The sequence below is a fragment of the Rhodococcus sp. RD6.2 genome, assembly GCF_001040705.1.
Lineage (GTDB): Bacteria > Actinomycetota > Actinomycetes > Mycobacteriales > Mycobacteriaceae > Rhodococcus_G.
In genome coordinates, this window is the sequence record NZ_CVQP01000007.1 from 604,522 (window position 1) to 626,190 (window position 21,669).

Below are 21,669 nucleotides of genomic sequence, written 5' to 3' on the forward strand. Positions count from 1 at the left end.
CGATGGCTAAGAATGCGTGGTTCGAGACCGTTGCCGAGGCGCAGCGGCGGGCCCAGAAGCGTCTGCCGAAGCCGGTGTACATGGCGCTCGTCGCCGGCTCCGAGAAGGGCGTGTCGACCTCCGACAACACCGAATCGTTCGCCGAGCTCGGCTTCGCGCCGCACGTGGCGGGACTGTCGGACAAGCGGGAACTGTCGACCACGGTGATGGGGCAGCCGCTGTCCTTCCCCGTGATGATCTCCCCGACGGGCGTGCAGGCGGTGCACCCCGACGGTGAGGTCGCGGTCGCCCGCGCCGCGGCGGCCCGCGGCATCGCGATGGGCCTGTCCTCGTTCGCGTCGAAGTCCGTCGAGGACGTCGTCGCGGCGAACCCGCAGACGTTCTTCCAGATGTACTGGGTCGGCACCCGCGACGAGCTGCTGCATCGGATGGAGCGCGCAAAGAAGGCGGGCGCCACCGGTCTGATCATGACGCTCGACTGGTCGTTCTCGATGGGCCGCGACTGGGGCTCCCCGGCGATCCCGGAGAAGATGGACTTCGCCGCGATGCGCGCCAACGCCCTGCAGGGAATCCTGCACCCGAAGTGGCTGTCGCAGTTCGTGAAGTCGGGTTCCATCCCGGACCTGACGACCCCGAACCTCGCGCCCGCCGACGGCGGTCCGGCTCCGACGTTCTTCGGCGCGTACGGGTCGTGGATGGGGACGCCGCTGCCCACGTGGGAGGACGTCGCGTGGCTGCGTGAGCAGTGGGACGGCCCGTTCATGCTCAAGGGCGTCATGCGTGTCGACGACGCCAAGCGCGCCGTCGACGCCGGCTGCACCGCGATCTCGGTGTCGAACCACGGCGGCAACAACCTCGACGGCACCCCGGCGCCGATCCGGGCGCTGCCCGCGATCGCCGAGGCCGTCGGTGAGCAGATCGAGGTCGTGCTCGACGGCGGTATCCGCCGCGGCTCCGATGTCGTCAAGTCGCTCGCGCTCGGTGCCCGCGCGGTCATGATCGGCCGCTCGTACCTGTGGGGTCTGGCGGCCAACGGTCAGGCCGGTGTCGAGAACGTCCTCGACATCCTGCGCGGCGGCGTCGACTCCGCCGTCCTCGGTCTCGGGCACTCCAACATCGCGGACCTGTCGCCCGCAGACCTGGTCATCCCCGAAGGCTTCCGCCGCGACCTCGGGGTCTAGACCGCTGCCGGGTATCACCGACGAGACCACCCTGGCCGGGCGCAGAGCCCGGTCACGGGTGGTCTTCGGCGCTCACGAGACCAATCTCGGTGTGGGCCGCGCGTTCTCACCCCGGCACACCGACTACTACGAAGCGCGGGCTCGCGGCGGATGCGGCATCGTCGTGACCGAGACCGCGTCGGTGTGCGCGGACGACTGGCCGTACGAGCGGGCGCCGCTCGCCGCCGAGTGCGGGCCGGGGTGGCAAGCCGTCGTCGCGGCATGCCGACCGCACGGCACCCTGGTCCTGGCCGGACTCGGCCACCACGGATCGCAGGGGTCGAGCGCGTACTCCCAGTCGGTGCTGTGGGCGCCGTCGCCGGTCGCCGACGTCGTGAGCCGGGAGATGCCCGCGGAGATGGGCGACACCGAGATCGTGTCCGTGATCGCGGGATTCGCGGAGTCCGCGGCGATCGCTGTCGCGGCGGGCGTCGACGGGGTCGAGGTCGATGCGGGCCCGACGGCGCTGCTGCGGCAGTTCCTGTCGCCGCTCACCAACGTCCGCGCCGACGAGTACGGGACCGACCGCGCTCGACTGCTGCGCGAGGTGGTCGCCGCCGTCCGCGCGGTTCTCGGCCCGGACCGGATCCTCGCTCTCCGGCTGTCCTGTGACGAGCTCGCTCCGTGGGGTGGGATCTCGCCCGATGACGCCGCGGAACACGTTCGGGAGCTGTCGGATTCGCTCGATCTCGTGACCGTCGTCCGTGGCGGGCCGACGACGGCGACCCGGCTCAGGCCGGACGCGCACACCCCGCCCATGTTCAACGTGGAACCGGCGCGGCGGATCCGCGCGATCGGGGTGCCGGTGGTGTTGCAGGGCAGCGTCGTCGACCCCGCGGCCGCGTCGCGCGCGCTCGAGGACGGCGTCGCGGACCTCGTCGAGATGACGCGAGCGCAGATCGCCGACCCCGACCTGGTGCGCGCGGTTCGGGAGGGTCGCGCGCCGCGCCCGTGCGTGCTCTGCAACCAGACCTGCCTCGTCCGCGACCCCCGCAACCCCGTCGTCACCTGCATCGGCAACCCCACCCCGGGTGAGGGGAACCCAGAGGCGGTTGGACCGGGCGAGGGTTCCCCTCACCCGGGCGACGGTCGCGACGTGTGGGTGGTCGGGGGCGGACCCGCGGGTCTCGAGGCAGCCCGGGTGCTGGCGGCGGGCGGCCACCGGGTCCGGCTGACCGAGAGGTCCGGGCGTCTCGGCGGGATGGTGGCGCGCACGGCGACGGGCCCGGGACGGGAACCGTTGTCCGCGTTGACCGAGTGGCTCGCCGACGAGTGCCATCGCCTCGGCGTCCGGGTGGAGTTGGAGCGTGAGGTGACCGGCCGCGAGATCGCCGCCGAACGCGCCGCCGCGGTCGTGGTCGCCACCGGAAGTGTCGCCGGGCAGTGGCCGGTGCCGGGGGACGGCACCGTGCCGGTGGTTGCCGCCGCCGACGTGTTCGAGGGGACGCTCCCCGACGGCACGGCGGTGGTGTGGGATCCGATCGGCGGATCCGTCGGTGTCGCGGTCGCCGAGATGCTCGCCGCGCGGGGTCGAAGCGTGGTCGTGGTGACGCCCGATCCCGTCGTTGGAACCCAACTCGGGCGCACCGGTGACCTCGCCGACGCCAACGGCCGCCTCCAGCGCGCCGGGGTCGTACGGCACCTGCGGTCCCGAATCGTCGGACTCTCCGCCGGCCGGGTCGAACTCGAGCACGTGCACACCGGGACGCGGGATGTGGTTCGTGCCGATGCCGTCGTCGACTGCGGACACCGCGTCCCCGACGAGTCGGTGGCGGTGGACGGCACTGGGCAAGGGGGAGAGCGGACCTCCGCGAAAGGCCGGTTCGTGGTGGGGGACAGGATCGCGCCGCGCACGGTGGCCGAGGCGATCCGCGAGGGTCGCGAAGCCGCGACACATCTGCTGACGGAGTGGTCGCGGTGAGTACGACACCGACCCTCACGTCACCCCTGACGATCGGACCGCGCCGCCTCGGGAACCGCGTCGTGTTCACCGCGCACCTGACGAACGCGGCCGTCGACGGGCTGCCGACCGAGCAGCATGCCGCCTACTACGAGGCACGGGCCAGGGGCGGCGCCGGACTGATCATCACGGAGGAGCACTGCGTCCACCCGACGGACCGGCCGTACGAGAAGGTGATCCAGGGCCACAGGCCGGAGGTGGTGACCGGCTACCGGCGGATCACCGACGCCGTGCACGCCCACGGCGCCGTCGTCCTCGCACAGCTCAACCACAACGGGGGCCAGGGGTCGGGCATGTACTCGGGTCTGCACCTGTGGGCGCCGAGTCCCGTCGCGGATCCGCTGTTCCGTGAAGTACCCCGGCAGATCGGCGCGAGCGAGATCGGCGAACTGGTGCAGAGTTACGCCACCGTCGCCGAGCGGTGTCGCGCAGGGGGATTCGACGGCGTCGAGATCCAGGCGTCACAGTCGTCGATCCTGCGCGCATTCCTCTCCCCACAGACCAATCAGCGCACCGACGACCATGGCGGGACGCTCGCCAACCGAGCCCGACTACTCCTCATGGTGATCGCAGCGGTCCGCGCCGCTGTCGGTCCGGACCTGGTGGTAGGGGTCCGGTTGACGGGGGAGGAGTCGATTGCGAGCGGAATCCACCTCGACGAGGCGGTGTCGGTGGCGCGGATGATCGAGGCGTCCGGCCACGTCGACTATCTCAACACGTCGATCGGGATGGCCACCGAGACGCTGCACCTGATCGAGGCCTCGATGGCGGTGCCGCGCGGCTATGCGCTGTTCGTACCCAACGCTATTCGCCGCGCGGTGTCGCTCCCGGTCGTCGGCGTCGGCCGCTTCACCGACCCGGAGCAGGCCGAGCAGGCGCTCGCCGAGGGACACTGCGATCTCGTCGGCGTGGTGCGCGGACAGATCGCCGACCCGGACTTCGCAGCCAAGGCCGTGCTCGGTCGCGCCGAGGACGTACGCACCTGTCTCGGATGCAACCAGGAGTGCATCGGTCGGGTCGGCATGAACCGGTGGCTCGGGTGCGTCGTCAACCCCGACGCGGGGCGGGAGTCGGTGCCGTTGCCGTCACCCCGGCGTCGCGGGCGTGCCGTCGCCGTGGTGGGAGGCGGGCCCGCTGGCATGAGGGCCGCCGCGACCGCGGCCGCGCTCGGCCATCGAGTGACGTTGTTCGAGCGTGACGGGCATCTGGGTGGGCAGGTGCTCACGGCCGCACGTGCCGTCGGGCGAGGCGAATTCGGTGAAATGGCAGTCGATCTGGAACGCGAGTGCAGGCGCGCCGGTGTGACGATCCGGACCGGGGTCGACGTGGACGCCGACCTGCTGCGCCGCCTGGAACCGGAGGTGGTGATCGTCGCGACGGGGGCACGTCCCCGCAGGCCCGACTGGGCCGCCGACAGCGCCGCGGTCGTGGACGTGCGCGACGTGCTGGAGGATCGGGCGGAGCCGGTCGGCCGGGTTCTGGTGTTCGACGAGTTGGGATTTCACCAGGCGACATCCGTCGCGGAGACGCTCGCGGCGCGCGGCTGCGCGGTCACCGTCGCGACACCGGCGCTGATCGTCGGCCAGGACCTGGGACTGACGCTGGACATGGAGGGATGGCAGCGCCGCGCCCATGCCGCGGGCATTGCCCAGGTGACCGACGTGGTCCCGATGGCGGCGGTCGACACGGGTACCGGCGTGCGATTGCGTCTGCTGCATCATCCGACGGGCACGGTCACCGAACCGGAGTTCGACGCCGTCGTGTGCTCGGTCCACCAGAGTCCTGTGGACGAACTGTGGAAAGAACTGTCCAACAGTGGGTTCGAGATTCACCGGATCGGCGACGCCCTGGCCCCGCGCCGCGCCCACGCCGCCGTCGTCGAAGGCCACCGCGCCGCCTCGGCGCTCTGACCGAGACGCCCGCTCCCGGTCCGCCCCCCGCCGCTGGTTCCCTGATGTCACATCGGGGGTCGCCAAGTGAGCCGATGTGACATCAGGGAACCTCGCGGGGCGGCATAGCATCGGGGGTATGCCCGCACCCGATTCCCTCGACCGCCCCGGACCGCTGGCCGTCGCGACGTGGCCGGAGACGGATGGGTCCCGCCCCGCGCTCGCGGTACCGGTCGGGTCCGTCGAGCAACACGGCCCACACCTTCCGCTCGACACCGACACCAGAATCGCGTCGGCGGTTGCCGGCCGGTTGCCGGGGTTGGTGGTCGCGCCTGCGATCGCGTACGGGGCGAGCGGCGAGCACGAAGGGTTCGCCGGCACCGTGTCGCTGGGCAGCGAGGTGCTGAAGTCGGTGGTCGTCGAGTACGGGCGTTCGGCGTGTCGCTGGTCGCCGCGCGTGTTGTTCGTCAACGGGCACGGCGGGAACGCGCCTGCCCTCGCGGAGGCGGTGGCATTGCTTCGGTACGAGGGTCGGGACGCGGCGTGGCTGCCGTGCGCGGTTCCTGGAGCGGACGCGCATGCCGGCCGCACGGAAACGTCCTTGTTGCTGCACCTTTCGCCCGTACTGGTGCGCGCCGACCTGGTCGAGTGCGGTGACGTGCGTCCGATCGCCGACCTGATGCCTGCGCTGAGAAGCGGCGGTGTTGCGGCGGTCAGTCCGAACGGCGTGCTCGGTGATCCGAGGGGCGCGACGGCCGAGGAGGGGGCACGCGTGTTCGAGCAGATGTGCGCGCGAGCTGCGGATGCGGTGCACCGATGGGATCCGGATGCCCGCGGGATGTTGCGGTGAGCACAGAAGCGAATACGATCGCCTGATGCGTCACGCTCGACTGCCCGACGGATTCGGGGTTCGCCTCGATCCGACGGTGCGTACCTTCTCCTCCGGTCGGGTCCTGATCGGGGGATCGCCGACTCGGATGCTCAAGCTGGCGCCGACCGCGGCCGCGATGATCGGCGACGGATATCTGCGGGTCGTCGATCACCAGACGGCGGAGGTTGCCCGGCGACTGCTGGACTCCGGAGTCGCGAATCCGCGACCGATGAGTTCGCCGCCGAATCAGGACGTCACCGTCGTCATCCCCGTCAAGGACAATGTCGCGGGGCTCAACCGACTGCTGCCCGCTCTGCACGGACTGCGGGTGATCGTCGTCGACGACGGTTCCGCGGTGCCCGTCACGACTCCGCCTGTGCAGGGCGAGAGGGGCAGTGTTCGGGTCGTGCGGCACGACGTCGCGCGCGGTCCGGCAGCGGCACGCAACACCGGAATCGCGGAGGCCACAACCGGATTCGTCGCCTTTCTCGACTCGGACGTGGTGCCCCGCTCCGGCTGGCTGGATGCGATGCTGGGACATTTCAGTGATCCGGCAGTGGCGATGGTGGCGCCGCGGATCGTTGCGCTGGCTCCCGAGGGCGGCTCGCTGGCGCGATACGAGCACGCACGTTCCTCGCTCGACCTGGGTCGCAAGGAGGGGCAGGTCCGTGCGGGTGGTGCCGTGTCGTACGTGCCGAGCGCGGCGATGCTGGTCCGGGCGCGTGCCCTCGAGGATGTCGGCGGGTTCGACGAGTCCATGCACGTCGCGGAGGACGTCGACCTGTGCTGGCGGCTCCACGAGGCGGGATGGCGGCTGCGCTATGAGCCCGTCGCGCACGTCGCTCACGACCATCGGGTGTCGTTCCGGAAATGGTTCGGGCGCAAGGTTTTCTACGGGACCGGTGCGGCGCCGCTGGCGTCCCGGCATCAGGGCCTGGTTCCGCCGCTCGCCATGTCGGTGTGGACGGTGCTCGCATGGCTGCTCGCCGTGACGGGAACGCGGATCGGGTTCGTCGGAGCCCTCGTCACGCAGGCGGTGACGGTTCATCGCCTGCGTCGCACCTTCGGCGATCTGGACCGTCCGACGAGAATCGCGACCGTGCTCGCCATCCAGGGCATGGCGGGCGGGGCGTGGCAGCTCGCGTCGGCGATGTGCAGGCACTACTGGCCGGTGACGGTGATCGCGGCCCTCTGTTCGCGGCGGGTCCGCCGGATCGCACTCGCGGTCGCGGTCGCGGAGGGTGCGGCCGACTGGTGGACGCATCGCGAGCCGGGCGGACTCGGACCGGTGCGGCACCTGGCGTACAAGCGGCTCGACGATCTGGCGTACGGGACCGGTCTGTGGCGGGGTGCGTTGATGCATCGCAGCCGGGCCGCGTTGACGCCACGACTGACGCGGTGACTCCGGCCCCGCCGCATACCGACGTCCTCGTGATCGGTGGCGGTTCGGCGGGGTGCGTCATCGCGGGACGGGCGAGCGTGGACCCCGACTGCGCGGTGACGCTCGTCGAAGCGGGACCGCGGGGGACGGGACCCGGCGCCCTCGGACTCCTTCCGGTGGGGCCGGACAGCGACCTCGTGTGGCGCTACCCGGCGCACCTGTCCGACGGCGGCGAGGAGGCGCTGCTCGCCCGAGGCCGGGTGCTCGGCGGCTCGGGTGAGGTCAACGGCGGCTACTTCGTGCGGGCGACCGCGGACGACTTCACCCGGTGGCCGCGGTCGTGGTCGTACGACGAAGTGTTGCCGCACTTTCGTCGCCTCGAGTCCGACCCGTTCGGCGACCGGGCCTGGCACGGCGACAGCGGACCGATGCCGGTGACCCGCACCGGCGAGGACGAGTTACATCCCTACAGTGCGGCGTTCGTGCGTGCAGCGACGGCCGCGGGACACGAGTACCGCGCGGACCTGAACGAACCCGATGCGGCAGGGGTCGGACCGGTCCCGCTCAACGCGTGGGCGGGCGTTCGCGTCAGCACCGCGACGGCCTACCTGGTCCCGCACCTGGGTCGGCCGAATCTGCGGGTGCGGACGGCGGCCCGGGCGGTGCGTCTGGTGCTGGAGGGCGCGCGGGTGGTCGGCGCGGAGGTCGAGGAGAGCGGACGGGTGCGGGTGCTCCGCGCCGATACGGTCGTCCTCTGCGCGGGCGCGGTCGGGACGCCGCACCTGCTGATGCATTCGGGGATCGGTCCGGCGCAACAACTTTCACGAACAGGTCTCCCGGTCGTGCTGGACCGGCCGGGGGTCGGCCGGGATTTCGAGGACCATCCCGAGGTGACCCTCGCCTACCGTCCGGTCGACGCGCCTCCCCACAGTTCCGGCCGCGCCGTCCTCGAAGTGGTCCTCGAGACCGACGATCTCGAGCTGCGCCCGTACACCGCCCCGTTCGGCGAGGCCATCGCCGGTGTCGACGATCCGTTCGGCAGGATTGGAGTCGCGCTGATGCGCCCCCGCAGCCGCGGCGAGATCGCCCTGCGATCCGCGGACCCGACCGTTCCGCCGCTCGTTCGGTACCGGTATCTGAGCGACGCCGCGGACCGGGCGGCAATGCGCGCGGGCCTCGACCTCGCCCGGGGACTGCTCGGTGCGTCCGGATTCGGTGTGGCGGTGGAGCATCCAGCGGGCGCAGTGGGTCTGGGTACCTCGATGCACCTGGCCGGGAGCTGCGCGATGGGATCGCCCGACGACCCCGCCGCGGTCGTCGACGACCGGTGTCGCGTGATCGGCGTCGACGGGCTCTGGATCGCGGACGGGTCGGTGATGCCGTCGTTGCCCAGCCGCGGCCCGCACGCCACGGTCGTGATGGTCGCGGAGCGCGTCGCGCGATTCGTCACCGGACTGGACGCCTGACCAGGGCGGCTGCAGCGGGGAACCCCGAACCGTGACCTGTGACTCGCGTTACAGTGGGGGCATGGCCTTGCAGTCGTCCACCCCGCACGGCAATCCGTGGGTTGCCGTACGGCCGGGAGCCGACGTCGCCGAACTCGCCCGCACCGTGTCCACCGCGCACCGCGCCTTCGTCACCGGAGACGAGGCGATCCGGCAGGCCGCGGCGGACCGCGCGGTGCGGTCGGTGGTCCTCGACTCCTGGTTGCGCAGCCGCGACCGCGGTGTAAATCCCGACCTCGTCGGCGACCAGCTCGACCTCGACGGCCTCGAACTGGACCGGTACCGCGCGAGCCACCCGATGGCGCTGATCCGCCCGGTGGTGCGGCAGCTCCTCGTCGAGGACATCGCTGACACCGGCCTGCTGGTCGCGATCAGTGACGCGTCCGGGCGGCTCCTGTGGGTCGAGGGCGATTCGGCGGCGCGGGACCGTGCCGTTGCGATGCACTTCGTCGAGGGTGCGGACTGGAGTGAGGACCGCGTCGGGACCAATGCCCCTGGTACGGCGCTCGCCGTCGACCAGTGCGTGCAGATCTTCGGTGCCGAGCACTTCAGTTCCGTCGTCCACGACTGGAGCTGTTCGGCGGCTCCGGTGCACGATCCGACGACCGGTCGGATTCTCGGCGCCATCGACATCACAGGTGGACCTCAGGTCGCCGAGCCTCAGGTCCTGGCACTGGTGCGGGCGACCGTCGCGGCCGCCGAAGCCGAGTTGAGGCTGCAACTGCTGAACTCGCCGGGGCTCCACCTGCTGGGGGCGCCCGGTCCGCTCGGCGCGGCGCCGCCGCGGCTCTCGGTGCTCGGATCGGAACGCCCGACACTCGTCGTCGGAGGTGACCGAATCGCGCTCTCCCGCAGGCACGCCGAGATCCTCCTGCTCCTTGCGCATCGGCCCGAGGGGGTCAGCGGCGATCAGCTGGCGGTCCTGCTGGACGAGTCCGAACTCGACTCGGTGACGATCCGCGCCGAGATGTCCCGGCTGCGCAAGGTGTTCGGAGCCGAGCGGCTGCAGTCGCGGCCCTACCGGCTGCGCGGCGAACTCGACACGGACGTCGCCGACGTCGGTCGGGCGCTGGACCGCGGTGACGCAGCGGCTGCGCTCGCCGCCTACCGGGGTCCGGTGCTGCCCGGGTCCGTCGCTCCGGGAGTCGAGGAGATTCGGGACGAGTTGCGGGTCCGGATGCGGGCGGCGCTGCTCCGATCCGCGGACCAGTCGTTGCTGGCGCGGTGGACCGCGACGCCGGACGGCCGCGAGGACTCGGCCGCGTGGTCCGCGTACCTGTCGTCGATCGATCCACGATCACCGATGTACGACCAGGTCAGGGCCCGTATCGCGATCTTCGACGAACAGTTCGGTCACTGACCGCGTGTACGCAACGTGGTTGCAACCCTCACGGTCGTAGTGTTCTGGATCACACCACCAGATGCACGACGACAGGAGTTCCGATGACCGTCTACGCCCGTCCGGGTACAGCCGAAGCACTCATGTCCTTCCAGCCGCGTTACGGCAACTACATCGGCGGCGAGTGGATCGCGCCGGTCAAGGGGCAGTACTTCGAGAACTCCACCCCGGTCACCGGCCAGGTCCTCTGCGAGATCCCGCGCAGCACCGCGGAGGATGTCGAGCTTGCTCTCGACGCCGCGCATGCCGCCGCACCGGCCTGGGGCAAGACGTCCGTCGCCGAGCGTGCGGTGATCCTGAACAAGATCGCCGATCGGATCGAGGAGAACCTCGAGTCGATCGCGCTCGCCGAGTCCTGGGACAACGGCAAGCCGATCCGCGAGACCCTCAACGCCGACATTCCGCTGGCGATCGACCACTTCCGCTATTTCGCGGGAGCCATTCGCGCACAGGAGGGTTCGCTCTCCGAGATCAACTCGGAGACCGTCGCCTACCACTTCCACGAGCCGCTCGGCGTCGTCGGGCAGATCATCCCGTGGAACTTTCCGATCCTGATGGCCGTGTGGAAGCTCGCGCCCGCACTCGCGGCGGGCAATGCCGTGGTGCTCAAGCCCGCCGAGCAGACGCCTGCGTCGATCCTGTACCTCTTCGGTCTCATCGGTGACCTGCTGCCCGTGGGCGTGGTCAACATCGTCAACGGTTTCGGCACCGAGGCGGGCAAGCCGCTCGCGTCGAGTCCTCGGATCAAGAAGATCGCGTTCACCGGCGAGACCACCACCGGCCGGCTGATCATGCAGTACGCGTCGCAGAATCTGATCCCCGTGACCCTCGAACTCGGCGGCAAGAGCCCCAACATCTTCTTCTCCGACGTCCTCGCCGCGAACGACGACTTCCAGGACAAGGCCCTCGAGGGCTTCACGATGTTCGCGCTGAACCAGGGCGAGGTGTGCACCTGCCCGTCGCGATCGCTGATCCAGGAGGACATCTTCGACGAGTTCCTCGCGATGGCCGCGATCCGCACCAAGGCCGTCCGCCAGGGCGATCCGCTCGACACCGACACGATGATCGGCGCGCAGGCGTCGAACGACCAGTTCGAGAAGATCCTGTCCTACATCGAGATCGGCAAGTCCGAGGGTGCCAAGCTGATCACCGGTGGCGAGCGCGCCGACCTCGGTGGCGATCTGTCGGGTGGCTACTACATCCAGCCGACCGTCTTCACCGGCAACAACAAGATGCGGATCTTCCAGGAGGAGATCTTCGGCCCGGTCGTGTCCGTGACCTCCTTCACGGACTACGCCGAGGCCATCTCCCTCGCCAACGACACCCTCTACGGTCTCGGCGCGGGTGTGTGGTCCCGTGACGGTGGCGTCGCCTACCGGGCGGGCCGCGACATCGAGGCGGGTCGCGTGTGGACGAACACGTACCACCAGTACCCGGCGCATGCGGCGTTCGGCGGCTACAAGCAGTCCGGTATCGGCCGCGAGAACCACCACATGATGCTCGACCACTACCAGCAGACCAAGAACCTGCTGGTGAGCTACGCACCGAAGGCACAGGGCTTCTTCTGATCCACGCTTCTCCCGTCCCCTCGGTCGGGAGTATCGGCGCGGTGCCCGCCGCACCCCCCTCCGCGGCGGGCACCGCGTTTCCAGTCACGACATCCACACGTCCGAAGCCACAACCACCCGACCCACGACCCCCACGGAGGACACGATGGTCGACACGATGAAGGCAGCGGTAGTACACGAGTTCGGCAAGCCCCTCACGATCGAGGAGGTGCCGATTCCCGTCCCGGGTCCGAACCAGGCCCTGGTGAAACTGGAGACCAGCGGTGTGTGCCACACCGATCTTCATGCGGCGGAAGGGGACTGGCCCGTCAAGCCGAGTCCGCCGTTCGTTCCCGGCCACGAGGGTGTCGGCACGGTGGTGCAGTTGGGGGAGGGCGTCACCGAACTCGAGGTGGGGCAGCGGGTGGGGAACGCCTGGCTGTGGTCCGCGTGCATGGAGTGTCGCTTCTGCCGCACCGGCTGGGAGACGCTCTGCGAGAAGCAGGTCAACGGCGGCTACTCCGTGAACGGGTCGTTCGCGGAGTACATGCTCGTCGACGCGCGGTTCGCCCCGCGGATCCCGGACGGCTCGGACCTCGTCGAGGTGGCCCCGGTGCTGTGCGCGGGCGTCACCGTCTACAAGGGCATCAAGGTGGCCGACGTGGTACCGGGCGAATGGATCACCATCTCCGGCATCGGCGGACTCGGACACGTCGCGGTCCAGTACGCGACGGCGATGGGCCTGCGGGTCGCCGCGGTCGACGTCTCGGACGCCAAACTGGACCTCGCCGCGAAGTACGGTGCCGAGGTCCTGGTCAACGCGACCAAGGAGGATCCCGTCGCGAAGATCCAGGAAGCCACCGGCGGCACCGACGGCGTACTCGTCACGGCGGTGCATCCCCAGGCGTTCGGGCAGGCCATCGGCATGGCCCGGCGCGGCGGCACCATCGCCTTCAACGGGTTGCCTCCCGGCGACTTCCCGGCACCGATCTTCGACACGGTGCTCAAGGGGCTGACCATCCGCGGGTCCATCGTCGGCACGCGACAGGACATGGTGGAGGCGTTGGACTTCTACTCCCGCGGCAAGATTCGGCCGACCGTGCACACCCGGCGACTCGAGGAGATCAACGACGTGTTCGACGAACTGCGCGCCGGAACCGTCGACGGTCGCGTCGTGCTGGACTTCAGGTGAGCGCACCCCCGCGCATCGTCGCGACCGTGGCCGCGGCCGACCTGCTCCGCAGGCTGGTCGCGGCCCACGGGCCGGTGATGATGCACCAGTCCGGCGGTTGCTGCGACGGTTCGGCACCGATGTGTTATCCCGCAGGGGAATTCATCGTCGGCGACCGGGATGTTCTCGTCGGCGTGCTCGACCTGCGCCTGGGCGCCGGTGACGTGCCGTCGGCACTGCCCGAGGGTGGAGACGCGGTCACGGTGTGGATCTCGGGGCCGCAGTTCGAGCTGTGGAAGCACACGCAGCTCGTGATCGACGTCGTCCAGGGCCGCGGTTCCGGGTTCAGCCTCGAAACGCCGGAGGGCCTGCGGTTCCTGAGTCGAGGACGGGCCTTCACCGGGGACGAGACGACCGCCCTCGCGGGCGACGAACCCGTCACCGGCGAGCAGTGGGAGGCGGGGCGCCGACCCAGTGTGCCGACGGTGCCGCAGATCGTTGCCGAGGCCGCGGACGCCTGCCCCGTGCCGCCGCGCTGACGGGCCACTCCTCGACGAGCAGCTACTCGACGAGCTGCTCGCTGCGGAGCCAGTCGTAGGCGACGTCCGCCGGATCCTCGCCGTCGATGTCGACGCGGCCGTTCAGTTCCTGCATCAGCTCGTCGGTGAGGCGCTGCGAGATCACGGCCATCAGGTCCGCGATCTGCGGGTACTGCTCGATGATCTCGCGGCGGACGACGACGGTTCCGCTGTAGGGCAGGAAGAAGTCGCGGTCGTCCTCGAGCACGGTGAGATCGAGGTTCTTGACGCGGCCGTCCGTCGTGTAGACCATCCCGAAGTTGCAGGGCTCGCTGCGCGCGGTCGAGGTGTAGACGACGCCTGCGTCCATCCGCGTCACGTTCTGGGTCGGGACCCCGTCCGGGGCGCCGAGCGGCATGTCGTACGCCTCGAGCATCGGCACGAATCCGTCAGCACGGCTGTAGAACTCGTCGTCCACACAGAACGTTCGCTCCGACTCGGGTAACTGTGCGACGTCGGAGAGCGTGGAGACGCCGAGCCGCTGCGCGGTCTCGGCGGATGCCGCGAAGGCGTACGTGTCGTTGAAATTCGCGGGCGGCAACCATACGAGGTCGTTCTCCTGCAGTTCGATGTCGTGCACTCGCTGCCACAGTTCGGTGGGATCGGAGATGGTCTCCGTCTGGCCGTGATAGTTCACCCACCCGGTACCCGTGTACTCCCAGAGGATGTCGGCATCGCCGTTCAGCTGGGCCTGTCGCGACGACGCCGATCCGGGTGCGCCGGTGAGGTCGGTGACGTCGGCGCCCGCGGCGGCCAGGTAGGTGGCGGTGATCTTCCCGAGCAGCACGCCCTCGGTGAAGCTCTTCGACGTCACGACGAGACCCGCGTCGTCGAGTGGCCGCTCGCCGCCGGGCAGTGTCGCGTCGTGGAACGTTCCCGACGAGCTGACCAGACCGCATCCGGACACAGCGACGGCTACGAGCAGCGAGGCTGCCACGCCGCGCAGTAGCCGCATCACGACACGCCTCGCGGGGTCGCGGCCAGCTCGACCAGCCGGCCGAGCCAGTCGATCGTCAACGCCAGCAGGCCGACCAGGACGGCCCCCGAGACGAGGAGTTTCGGGAGGAACAGCGTCACCCCGGTGGTGATGAGGGTGCCCAGGCTGGTGGCGCCGATGAACGTGCTCAGGGTCGCGGTTCCGACGAGGATCACCAGCGCGGTCCGGACGCCGTTGAGGATGACGGGAACCGCGAGCGGCAACTCCACCTGCACGAGGGTGCGCGGCGCGGAGTAGCCGATTCCGCGCGCGGCCTCGATGGTGCGCTTGTCGACCTGGTCGAGGCCGACGATCGTGTTCTGCAGGATGGGCAGGACGGCGTACGCGACGAGTCCGATGACCGCGGTGCGGAATCCGGTGCCGAGCCACATGGTGAGCAACACGATCAGACCGATGGCGGGCGCCGCTTGGCCGACATTCGCGACGTTGATCACGATCGGCTTGAGGCGTTTGGCCGCGCCGCGGGTGAGCAGGATTCCCAGCGGGATCGCGATCGCCACGACGATCACCGTCGCCGTCACCGTCAGGCGGATGTGATCGAACAGGGTGAGGCGGAGTGCATCCCAGCCGAGGGACGCTTCCTCGGTCGGCGTCAGTGTCGTGGACCGATACCAGAGGACGTAGGCGGTTCCGAGCACGACGATGATCAACGGCTCGAACCACACGTCGATGGGGGCGCGCCGGAAGCGCGTCACGGCGCGGGCTCCTCGCCCTGTCCGGTTGCGCCGCCGTGTGCGCGTTCGTCGTATCCGGTGTAGGTGACGTGTCCGTCGTCGGCTCGGACATCGGACAGTTGTCCGCGGATGACGGACATGACGGTGGCGATGGTGAGTGCACCGGTCACCGCGCCGCGCGCGTCGGTGACGAGGACGCCGCCCTGGCTCGCCGCGAGCATGGTGTCGAGTGCGTCGTTGAGCGTCGACGACGGCGCCACCACGGGCAGGCGGGGGTCGAGGTAATCGGAAACCCGGTCCTTCGTCGCCACTTCGTCGAGCGACGGCCATGCCCGTGGTCGTCCGTGTGCGTCGACGACCACGATCCAGGTGGCGCCTCGCGCCCTCGCCCTGTCGATGACCTCGTTCGACGGGTCGCCGACACGGGCGGTCACGACCGCGTCGTGGTCGACGTCCTTGACCCGGGAGAGGGTCAGATGGGCCAGCGTGGCACCGGATCCGACGAACTCCTCGACGAACGGGGTCGCAGGGGTCGCGAGGATCTCCTCGGGCGTCGCGTACTGCTCGATGTGCCCGCCCTCGGACAGGATCAGGACCTTGTCGCCGAGCTTGGTCGCCTCCTCGAAGTCGTGGGTGACGATCACGACGGTCTTCGCGAGTTCCTGTTGGATGGCGATCAGGCTGTCCTGCAAGCGGACCCTGGTGATCGGGTCGACCGCGCCGAAGGGTTCGTCCATGAGGAGGACCGGTGGGTCGGCGGCCAGTGCGCGCGCGACGCCGACGCGCTGCTGCTGCCCACCGGACATGTCCTTCGGGAGTCGGTCTCGGAAGGTGTCGGCGTCCAGTCCGACGAGGTCGAGCAGGTACTCGGTGCGTTCCTCGATCCGCTTCCGGTCCCACCCGAGCACGCGCGGCACCGCGCCGATGTTCTTCGCCACCGACCAGTGCGGGAAGAGTCCGCCCGACTGGATGACGTAGCCGATCGACTGGCGGAGCTTGTCGGGGTTCTCGTTGGTGACATCGCGGTCGCCGATGAAGATGCGGCCCGCGGTCGGCTCGATGAGGCGATTGATCATTTTCAGTGTCGTTGTCTTGCCGCATCCGGACGGGCCGACGAAGGCCACGACCTGGCCGGCCTCGATGTCGAGGTCGATCTTCCTGACGGCCGGTGTGGACTGGCCGCGGTACTGCTTGACGACAGCGTCGAGTCGGATGGAGGCGCCGGTGACGGTTCGGTTCTCGGTCACTGGAGTCCCTTCGAGACGGTGAGGCGCCCGAGGAGAACGAGCAGGGCGTCGAAGACCAGGGCGATGGCGACGATGAGAATCGTTCCGGTGAAAGCCATCTCGACGGAGTTGGTTCCACCGAGCCGGGAGAGGCCGTTGAAGATGAGCGAGCCGAGGCCGGGTCCGAGAACGTATGCGACGATCGCGGCGACGCCGACGATCATCTGGGTGGAAACCCGGATTCCGGTGAGAATGACCGGCCAGGCGATCGGCAGTGACACCGTCAGCAGGATGCGACTGCGGGACAGTCCGATTCCGCGAGCGGACTCGATGAGGGAGTCGGGTACCGACCGAAGGCCGACGATTGCATTGCCGATCACCGGCATCGCCGCGAAGAAGGCCAGCATGACGAATGACGGGACGACACCGAGCCCGAACGGGATGATCAGCAGTGCGAGCAGTGCGAGCGACGGAATGGTCAGCGCGACCCGGCTGCTGGTGAGAGTCAGTGCCGATGCGAGTGGAAGGCGATGCACGGCAACAGCGATCGCGATGGCGACCAGCGTCCCCACCAGGACAGTCTGGAAGGCCAGCGACGCATGCTGATAGGTCAGGAACGCGAGAAACTCACCCCTACCCTGAAGATAGTCCCAGAGATTCACGAAGCTCCTTCTCGCGGCGGCGCCTTCCGGAGTGCTCGAATCCGACGCTAGCAGGAGTCACGTGCAGAGTTCTGGATTTGTGTGACCAGGGGTTTCGTGTGGGGTGTTCACCAAGGCCGGTTCGTTCTGGGCTGCATGCGGATTGAATAGATTGATCAGTCGGTAATCACACCTGAGGACGGCTCCAGATCACACAAATCTGGATGAGTTCCAGCTTGGTTGCGACGTTTGGGGAGAGACTGCAGCGACAACCGCTGTTGTGGATTGGCAGCCGAACAGGGATCGGATACTGGGGCCGTGACCGACGGGATAATTCGACAGGCCGAGCCCGACGACGACCTGGCCGGTCTTCCGGCCATGCAGGTCGCGGCTGGCGCCAGCTCATGTACGCCGCCGAACACCTTGCCCTCCACGAGGGATTCAGCCGCATGACTCTCACCATGTTCCGCGAGGTCCCGGTCAACGGTCCCTTCTAGCCGCCGCCGACCAGCGCGCCGATCTCCACCCGCGCGGTCTGCTCGGCAAAGGCCCCGAGCATCGTCCAGCACTCGAAATGGACCGTGAGGCCGACCCCGCAGTCCTCCGCGGGGGTCGGGAGATCAGCACCCTCTGACCGCACAGAGTGTGTACGACGCGGGGAGCCGCTCGGGGTTCTCGGCGAGCCGCCACTCCCCGCGCTCGTCACACACCATCGCGTCGGGCAGGGCATTCCAGGGAACGCTGTCGTGCTCGGTGAGCGCGGTGATCTCCATGCCTGCCCTGAGAAGTGCGGTCACGATCTCGCCGAGGCCGTGGTTCCACTCGTGCGTTGTGCTGGCCTGGAGCCGGATCTCCGTGTCGACGTACGTCTCCTCGTCCGTCCACACCAGCGGTTCGACCTGCTCGAAATAGGGGTACCGGAGGGCGAGCACATCCGAGCGGGCGTCGTCGAGCGCCCACAGCACGGGATGGGCCTCGCGCAGGAACAGCCGGCCGCCCGGTCGGAGGAGCCCCGCAACCGTCTCGGCCCACCGCTCGATGCTCGGCAGCCAGCACAGCGCCCCGATTCCGGTGAACACCAGATCCTGTGACGCCGGACCGAGGATCGTCACGGCGTCGTATACGTCCGCCTCCACGAAGTCGACCGGGTCCGCGGTGCGGGCGACCAGCTTGCGGGCCTCCGCCAGCGAGGCCCCGGAGAAGTCCAGCCCGGTCATCCGCGCTCCGAGCCGGGCCAGCGACACCGTGTCGGTGCCGATGTGGCACTGCAGATGCACTCCCGTCAGCCCCGAGATGTCGCCGAGCATCGGACGGTCGAACTCGACTACCGCGCTGACGAATTCGGGATCACAGACGAATCGCTCCACCGCATAGTCCGACGAGACGGCGTGCACGGGTGCGCGTTCGTCCCAGTTCGCCTTGTTGATCTCTCGGTACTCTTCGCCCACGAGCACACCCTAGCCTCGAACTTTCGCGCGTCTGACGTGCCGGCCTGATCTGTTTCCGATTGGTGGTTTGGCGTGGACGGATGGATGGACGCGTGTAGGGGGCTGCAGCGCGGCGGGGCCTACAGCGCGGCGAGCTTGCGGAGTCCGGCGGGGTAGGTGCGCAGTCCGACGAAGAGGACGGCGATGGCGAGCACGTAGGCGAGCGGAACCCATTGCAGGACACCGAGCAGACCCAGTCGATCGGACAGGAGTCCGACGACGAGGGGCCCCAGGGCCATGCCGAGGATGTTGTTCACGAGGGTTCCGACGCCGAAGGCCGAGGCCCGGATCGAGGGATGCGTCAGGCTCGCGACGAGTGCGGTGGTCGCGCCGGAGGATCCGGCGCAGAAGAATGCTCCGATTCCGATGAGGATCATCTGTGCGGAGCCGCCTGCCACACCGAATCCGACGGTGAGGGTCACGAGGGCGATTGCGGCGGTCACGACTGCGACGGTCCACTTGCGTTCGGGGCGGTGTCGGCTCACGCGGTCGGCGATGATGCCGCACGACACGATGCCGACACCCATCAGGAGCACGAACACCGACGCGGTCAGGCCGGCCGCCGAGGTGTCCATACCGTGGTAGCGGTTGAAGTAGCTGGGCAGCCAGGCGAGCAGCACACCGGACACGAAGAGTTGAAGCGCGGCACCGACGTACGCGCACACGAGCGGTGTGTTGGTGAACAGGCTCGACAGCGGGGCGCGGGTGCCGGTCGTCGTGGTGGCTGCCTGCTCGGGTGTGTGGCGCTCGAGCCTGGACGGGGTGGCGACCATCCGGAACGCGGCGACGAGGAGGAGTCCGACGACCGCCATCATCAGGAATGCTGCACGCCACCCGTATCGATCGGCGAGCACGCCGCCGAGGGCGACGCCGAGTACCGATCCGAAGAAGGTCGACGCCTGAAAGGTTCCGCTGAGTGTCGCGTGCAGTCGGGGAGCGAACACGCTCAACATGACCGCCATGCCGACACTGGCGTAGGCAGCCTCTCCGAAGCCGAGCAGGAAGCGTGCCCCGAGCAGCTGGCCGTAGTTGGCCGCGGCGGCGCACAGGACCGTCGCGGCACTCCACAGGACGGCCATCGCCACGATGCTGCGGACCCGTCCCCAGCGATCGGCGAGGAGCGACAGCGGGAGGGCGAGGACTCCGACCATCAGGGCGACGACGCTGGTGAGCGAGGCCAGCTGGGTGTCCGACAGGTTCCACTCGGCCTTGAGGAGCGGGAAGACGGCGCTGAGCACCTGCCGGGACATGTAGTCCGACATCATCAGTCCGCAGATCAGGGCGAACACCACCCAGGGGAATGCCCGTGACCCGGCGCTCGCCCGTTCGGGCGTGGTGACGGTGGGTCGCGTCGCGGTCTGCAACTGCATGTGAATGGATCCTGTCCCGAAACGAGCGAAGGTGCGCTCGGTCCGTTTCTCCGAGCGGTGTCCAGCCGTGACGAATCCGGCCGTGACGTACCGGCCGAGCGGCGGCAAAGGTGACTGCAGTCACGTTAGCCCGGGTTGCGTGACGTAACTTGCCCTGCCGGGACATATTTCTTGCTGTTTCGGGACGTGATGTGTTCGCGGTGCCGTGCAGGATGTGGCGCGGGTTACCCTGCACAAAGTTGGACAACTGTTCAGGAGGATGTAGTGCGCTTGTCATTCCTTTCGTCGCTGACGGCGGCGGCAGCCGTCGCCGCGCTGACGCTCGGTACCGCGCCTGCGGCGCAGGCCGCGGATGCAACCGACGGGTGGACGCTGCCGCGGCTGACGGTCTCGGACAGCACGATCAGTGACGTCGACGGCCGCACGGTGCTACTCCGCGGGGTGAACGTCAACCAGCTCAACGACTATGCGGACAACGGAACCGGGCTGCCGACCGTGATGCCGCTCGAACGCGCCGACTTCGCGCGGATGGCGGCGATGGGGTTCAACGTCGTCCGGCTCAACGTTGCATGGTCGGCACTCGAGCCCACGCCGGGGGCGTTCGACACGGCCTACGTGGACCGGATCCGCACCGCGGTCCGAGATGCGAAGGACCACGGCATCTACACGCTTCTCGACATGCACCAGGACGCGTGGGGCAAATTCATCGGCACCCCGCCCGGCGTCTCCTGCCCGCCGCTGACGGAACCCGGGATCGGCTGGGACGGCGCGCCCGAGTGGGCAACCATCACCGACGGCTGGACCACCTGCACCGCCGGCGGGGTCCGCGAGGTCTCGCCGGCTGTTGCCCGGGCGTTCCAGGCGTTCTACGACGACGAGCAGGGAGTGCAGGGCCACCTGGTGTCGACCTGGGCGAAGCTGGCCGCGGAGTTCAAGGACGAACCGGCCGTCGTCGGGTACGACCTGCTCAACGAGCCCAACCCCGGTCTGCGTGACCCGGTCACCGCCGCCGATCAGCTCGGCCGCTTCTACCAGCGCGCGATCGACGCGATCCGGCAGGCCGAGACCGGCGGATTCGAGCACCTGGTGATCGTCGAGCCGAGCGCGATCTGGTCCGGCTTCGGCTTGGACGCGATACCGCCTCGGCAGTATCTGACCGATCCGCTGATCGTGTTCTCCCCGCACCTCTACAGCCAGTCCATCACCGTGAGCAGCGACTTCCCCAGCGTCGAGGACGGGTTCAAGATCGCTGCGAACGCGGCGGCCGTCTACGGTGCGCCGCTGTGGACGGGGGAGTGGGGTTGGTGGGGCGACGACGCGGCCGCCGACACCGAACGTTTCCTCGACTCAATGGATCGTCATCGCATCGGCGGCGCCTGGTGGTCGTGGACCCAGGCATGCGGCGACCCGCACGCCGTGCGCGACGGCAACACCTCGACCATGCAGGAGAACCTGAACCGCGTCGACTGCCCCTCCGGAACCCCGCTCGGCCCGATCGAGGACGTGGCGGCCGCGCTGTCCCGGGCGTACCCGCGGGCTGTTCCCGGCGTCCTGACGGAGTTGTCGCGAGGCGATTTCAAGGGCTCCGGGTCGGGTCTGGTGGAGGCGTGGTACCCGGGTTCGGTGCAACCCGACCTGCAGACCGTGAACCTGTCCGACGTCGTGCTGGAACAGCTGGACGGTGGCTGGCGGATGACGGCCCAGGCGCAGGGCGACTACTCGGTGGCGCAGTCCTGAACACGACCGGACCTGC

The 21,669-nt window shown here is 69.2% G+C and carries 17 protein-coding genes and 1 pseudogene; 11 read left to right on the top strand and 7 right to left on the bottom strand.

Going from position 1 to position 21,669, the window contains the following annotated elements:
- Positions 1-2 precede the first annotated feature (2 nt).
- The 10 genes from mftD to RHCRD62_RS16460 all read left to right on the top strand — a co-directional run bounded on the left by mftD (position 3) and on the right by RHCRD62_RS16460 (position 13,482).
- The gene (gene mftD / locus RHCRD62_RS16415; RefSeq protein WP_050065738.1) at positions 3-1,181 is read left to right on the top strand and encodes a pre-mycofactocin synthase MftD; all 1,179 of its coding nucleotides are present in this window, start codon (positions 3-5) and stop codon (positions 1,179-1,181) included.
- A 4-nt stretch (positions 1,182-1,185) separates the two neighbouring features.
- Positions 1,186-3,141 carry a mycofactocin system FadH/OYE family oxidoreductase 1 gene (locus RHCRD62_RS16420; protein ID WP_050065884.1) on the top strand — a complete coding sequence of 652 codons (1,956 nt, stop codon included), beginning with the start codon at positions 1,186-1,188 and terminating at the stop codon, positions 3,139-3,141.
- Entirely contained in the window at positions 3,138-5,090 is a 1,953-nt protein-coding gene (locus RHCRD62_RS16425; RefSeq protein ID WP_050065885.1) for a mycofactocin system FadH/OYE family oxidoreductase 2, read from the top strand. Before RHCRD62_RS16420 ends, RHCRD62_RS16425 begins: the two co-directional genes overlap by 4 nt.
- A gap of 118 nt (positions 5,091-5,208) precedes the next feature.
- Positions 5,209-5,919, top strand: a complete 711-nt coding sequence (gene mftE / locus RHCRD62_RS16430) for a mycofactocin biosynthesis peptidyl-dipeptidase MftE (protein ID WP_050065739.1) — start codon at positions 5,209-5,211, stop codon at positions 5,917-5,919.
- Between the two features lie 25 nt (positions 5,920-5,944).
- On the top strand, positions 5,945-7,342 hold the full coding sequence (gene mftF, locus RHCRD62_RS16435) for a mycofactocin biosynthesis glycosyltransferase MftF (RefSeq protein ID WP_050065740.1): 1,398 nt from the start codon (positions 5,945-5,947) through the stop codon (positions 7,340-7,342).
- A complete protein-coding gene (gene mftG, locus RHCRD62_RS16440; protein ID WP_050065741.1) occupies positions 7,339-8,787 on the top strand; it encodes a mycofactocin dehydrogenase MftG in 1,449 nt (482 codons plus the stop codon). The genes mftF and mftG overlap by 4 nt, the downstream gene beginning before the upstream one ends.
- 61 nt (positions 8,788-8,848) lie before the next feature.
- On the top strand, positions 8,849-10,186 hold the full coding sequence (locus tag RHCRD62_RS16445) for a transcriptional regulator (protein ID WP_050065742.1): 1,338 nt from the start codon (positions 8,849-8,851) through the stop codon (positions 10,184-10,186).
- A gap of 83 nt (positions 10,187-10,269) precedes the next feature.
- A complete protein-coding gene (gene adh, locus RHCRD62_RS16450) occupies positions 10,270-11,793 on the top strand; it encodes an aldehyde dehydrogenase (RefSeq protein ID WP_050065743.1) in 1,524 nt (507 codons plus the stop codon).
- Between the two features lie 145 nt (positions 11,794-11,938).
- Positions 11,939-12,964, top strand: coding sequence for an alcohol dehydrogenase AdhP (gene adhP, locus RHCRD62_RS16455; protein WP_172671076.1), 1,026 nt, complete (start codon positions 11,939-11,941; stop codon positions 12,962-12,964).
- Entirely contained in the window at positions 12,961-13,482 is a 522-nt protein-coding gene (locus RHCRD62_RS16460) for a DUF779 domain-containing protein (protein ID WP_050065744.1), read from the top strand. Before adhP ends, RHCRD62_RS16460 begins: the two co-directional genes overlap by 4 nt.
- Before the next feature lie 22 nt (positions 13,483-13,504).
- Here RHCRD62_RS16460 and RHCRD62_RS16465 read toward each other — a convergent pair whose 3' ends face one another.
- The 7 genes and pseudogenes from RHCRD62_RS16465 to RHCRD62_RS16490 form a co-directional block, all read right to left on the bottom strand.
- Positions 13,505-14,476 carry a glycine betaine ABC transporter substrate-binding protein gene (locus RHCRD62_RS16465; RefSeq protein ID WP_050065745.1) on the bottom strand — a complete coding sequence of 324 codons (972 nt, stop codon included), beginning with the start codon at positions 14,474-14,476 and terminating at the stop codon, positions 13,505-13,507.
- On the bottom strand, positions 14,476-15,213 hold the full coding sequence (locus RHCRD62_RS16470) for an ABC transporter permease (RefSeq protein ID WP_172671077.1): 738 nt from the start codon (positions 15,211-15,213) through the stop codon (positions 14,476-14,478). Before RHCRD62_RS16470 ends, RHCRD62_RS16465 begins: the two co-directional genes overlap by 1 nt.
- Positions 15,210-16,439 carry an ABC transporter ATP-binding protein gene (locus tag RHCRD62_RS16475; RefSeq protein WP_050065746.1) on the bottom strand — a complete coding sequence of 410 codons (1,230 nt, stop codon included), beginning with the start codon at positions 16,437-16,439 and terminating at the stop codon, positions 15,210-15,212. Before RHCRD62_RS16475 ends, RHCRD62_RS16470 begins: the two co-directional genes overlap by 4 nt.
- Complete coding sequence (locus RHCRD62_RS16480; protein ID WP_050065747.1) at positions 16,436-17,080, bottom strand: ABC transporter permease; 645 nt, start codon at positions 17,078-17,080, stop codon at positions 16,436-16,438. The genes RHCRD62_RS16475 and RHCRD62_RS16480 overlap by 4 nt, the downstream gene beginning before the upstream one ends.
- Positions 17,081-17,555: 475 nt before the next feature.
- Positions 17,556-17,636 (bottom strand): annotated as a pseudogene (locus tag RHCRD62_RS26440) (LLM class F420-dependent oxidoreductase); the annotation flags it as partial.
- Positions 17,637-17,679: 43 nt separating this feature from the next.
- Positions 17,680-18,507: a class I SAM-dependent methyltransferase gene (locus tag RHCRD62_RS16485; protein WP_050065888.1), complete on the bottom strand. Its 828-nt coding sequence runs from the start codon at positions 18,505-18,507 to the stop codon at positions 17,680-17,682.
- Between the two features lie 119 nt (positions 18,508-18,626).
- A complete protein-coding gene (locus RHCRD62_RS16490; RefSeq protein WP_050065889.1) occupies positions 18,627-19,916 on the bottom strand; it encodes an MFS transporter in 1,290 nt (429 codons plus the stop codon).
- A 270-nt stretch (positions 19,917-20,186) separates the two neighbouring features.
- Between RHCRD62_RS16490 and RHCRD62_RS16495 the strand changes: the two genes are divergently transcribed.
- Complete coding sequence (locus RHCRD62_RS16495) at positions 20,187-21,653, top strand: glycoside hydrolase family 5 protein (protein WP_050065890.1); 1,467 nt, start codon at positions 20,187-20,189, stop codon at positions 21,651-21,653.
- Positions 21,654-21,669: the final 16 nt, after the last annotated feature.

Coding starts and splice junctions, on each gene's coding strand:
- adh (WP_050065743.1), top strand. CDS start 10,270: ATGACCGTCTACGCCCGTCCGGGTACAGCCGAAGCACTCATGTCCTTC.
- RHCRD62_RS16490 (WP_050065889.1), bottom strand. CDS start 19,916: ATGCAGTTGCAGACCGCGACGCGACCCACCGTCACCACGCCCGAACGG.
- RHCRD62_RS16445 (WP_050065742.1), top strand. CDS start 8,849: ATGGCCTTGCAGTCGTCCACCCCGCACGGCAATCCGTGGGTTGCCGTA.
- mftD (WP_050065738.1), top strand. CDS start 3: ATGGCTAAGAATGCGTGGTTCGAGACCGTTGCCGAGGCGCAGCGGCGG.
- mftE (WP_050065739.1), top strand. CDS start 5,209: ATGCCCGCACCCGATTCCCTCGACCGCCCCGGACCGCTGGCCGTCGCG.
- adhP (WP_172671076.1), top strand. CDS start 11,939: ATGGTCGACACGATGAAGGCAGCGGTAGTACACGAGTTCGGCAAGCCC.
- mftF (WP_050065740.1), top strand. CDS start 5,945: ATGCGTCACGCTCGACTGCCCGACGGATTCGGGGTTCGCCTCGATCCG.
- RHCRD62_RS16465 (WP_050065745.1), bottom strand. CDS start 14,476: ATGCGGCTACTGCGCGGCGTGGCAGCCTCGCTGCTCGTAGCCGTCGCT.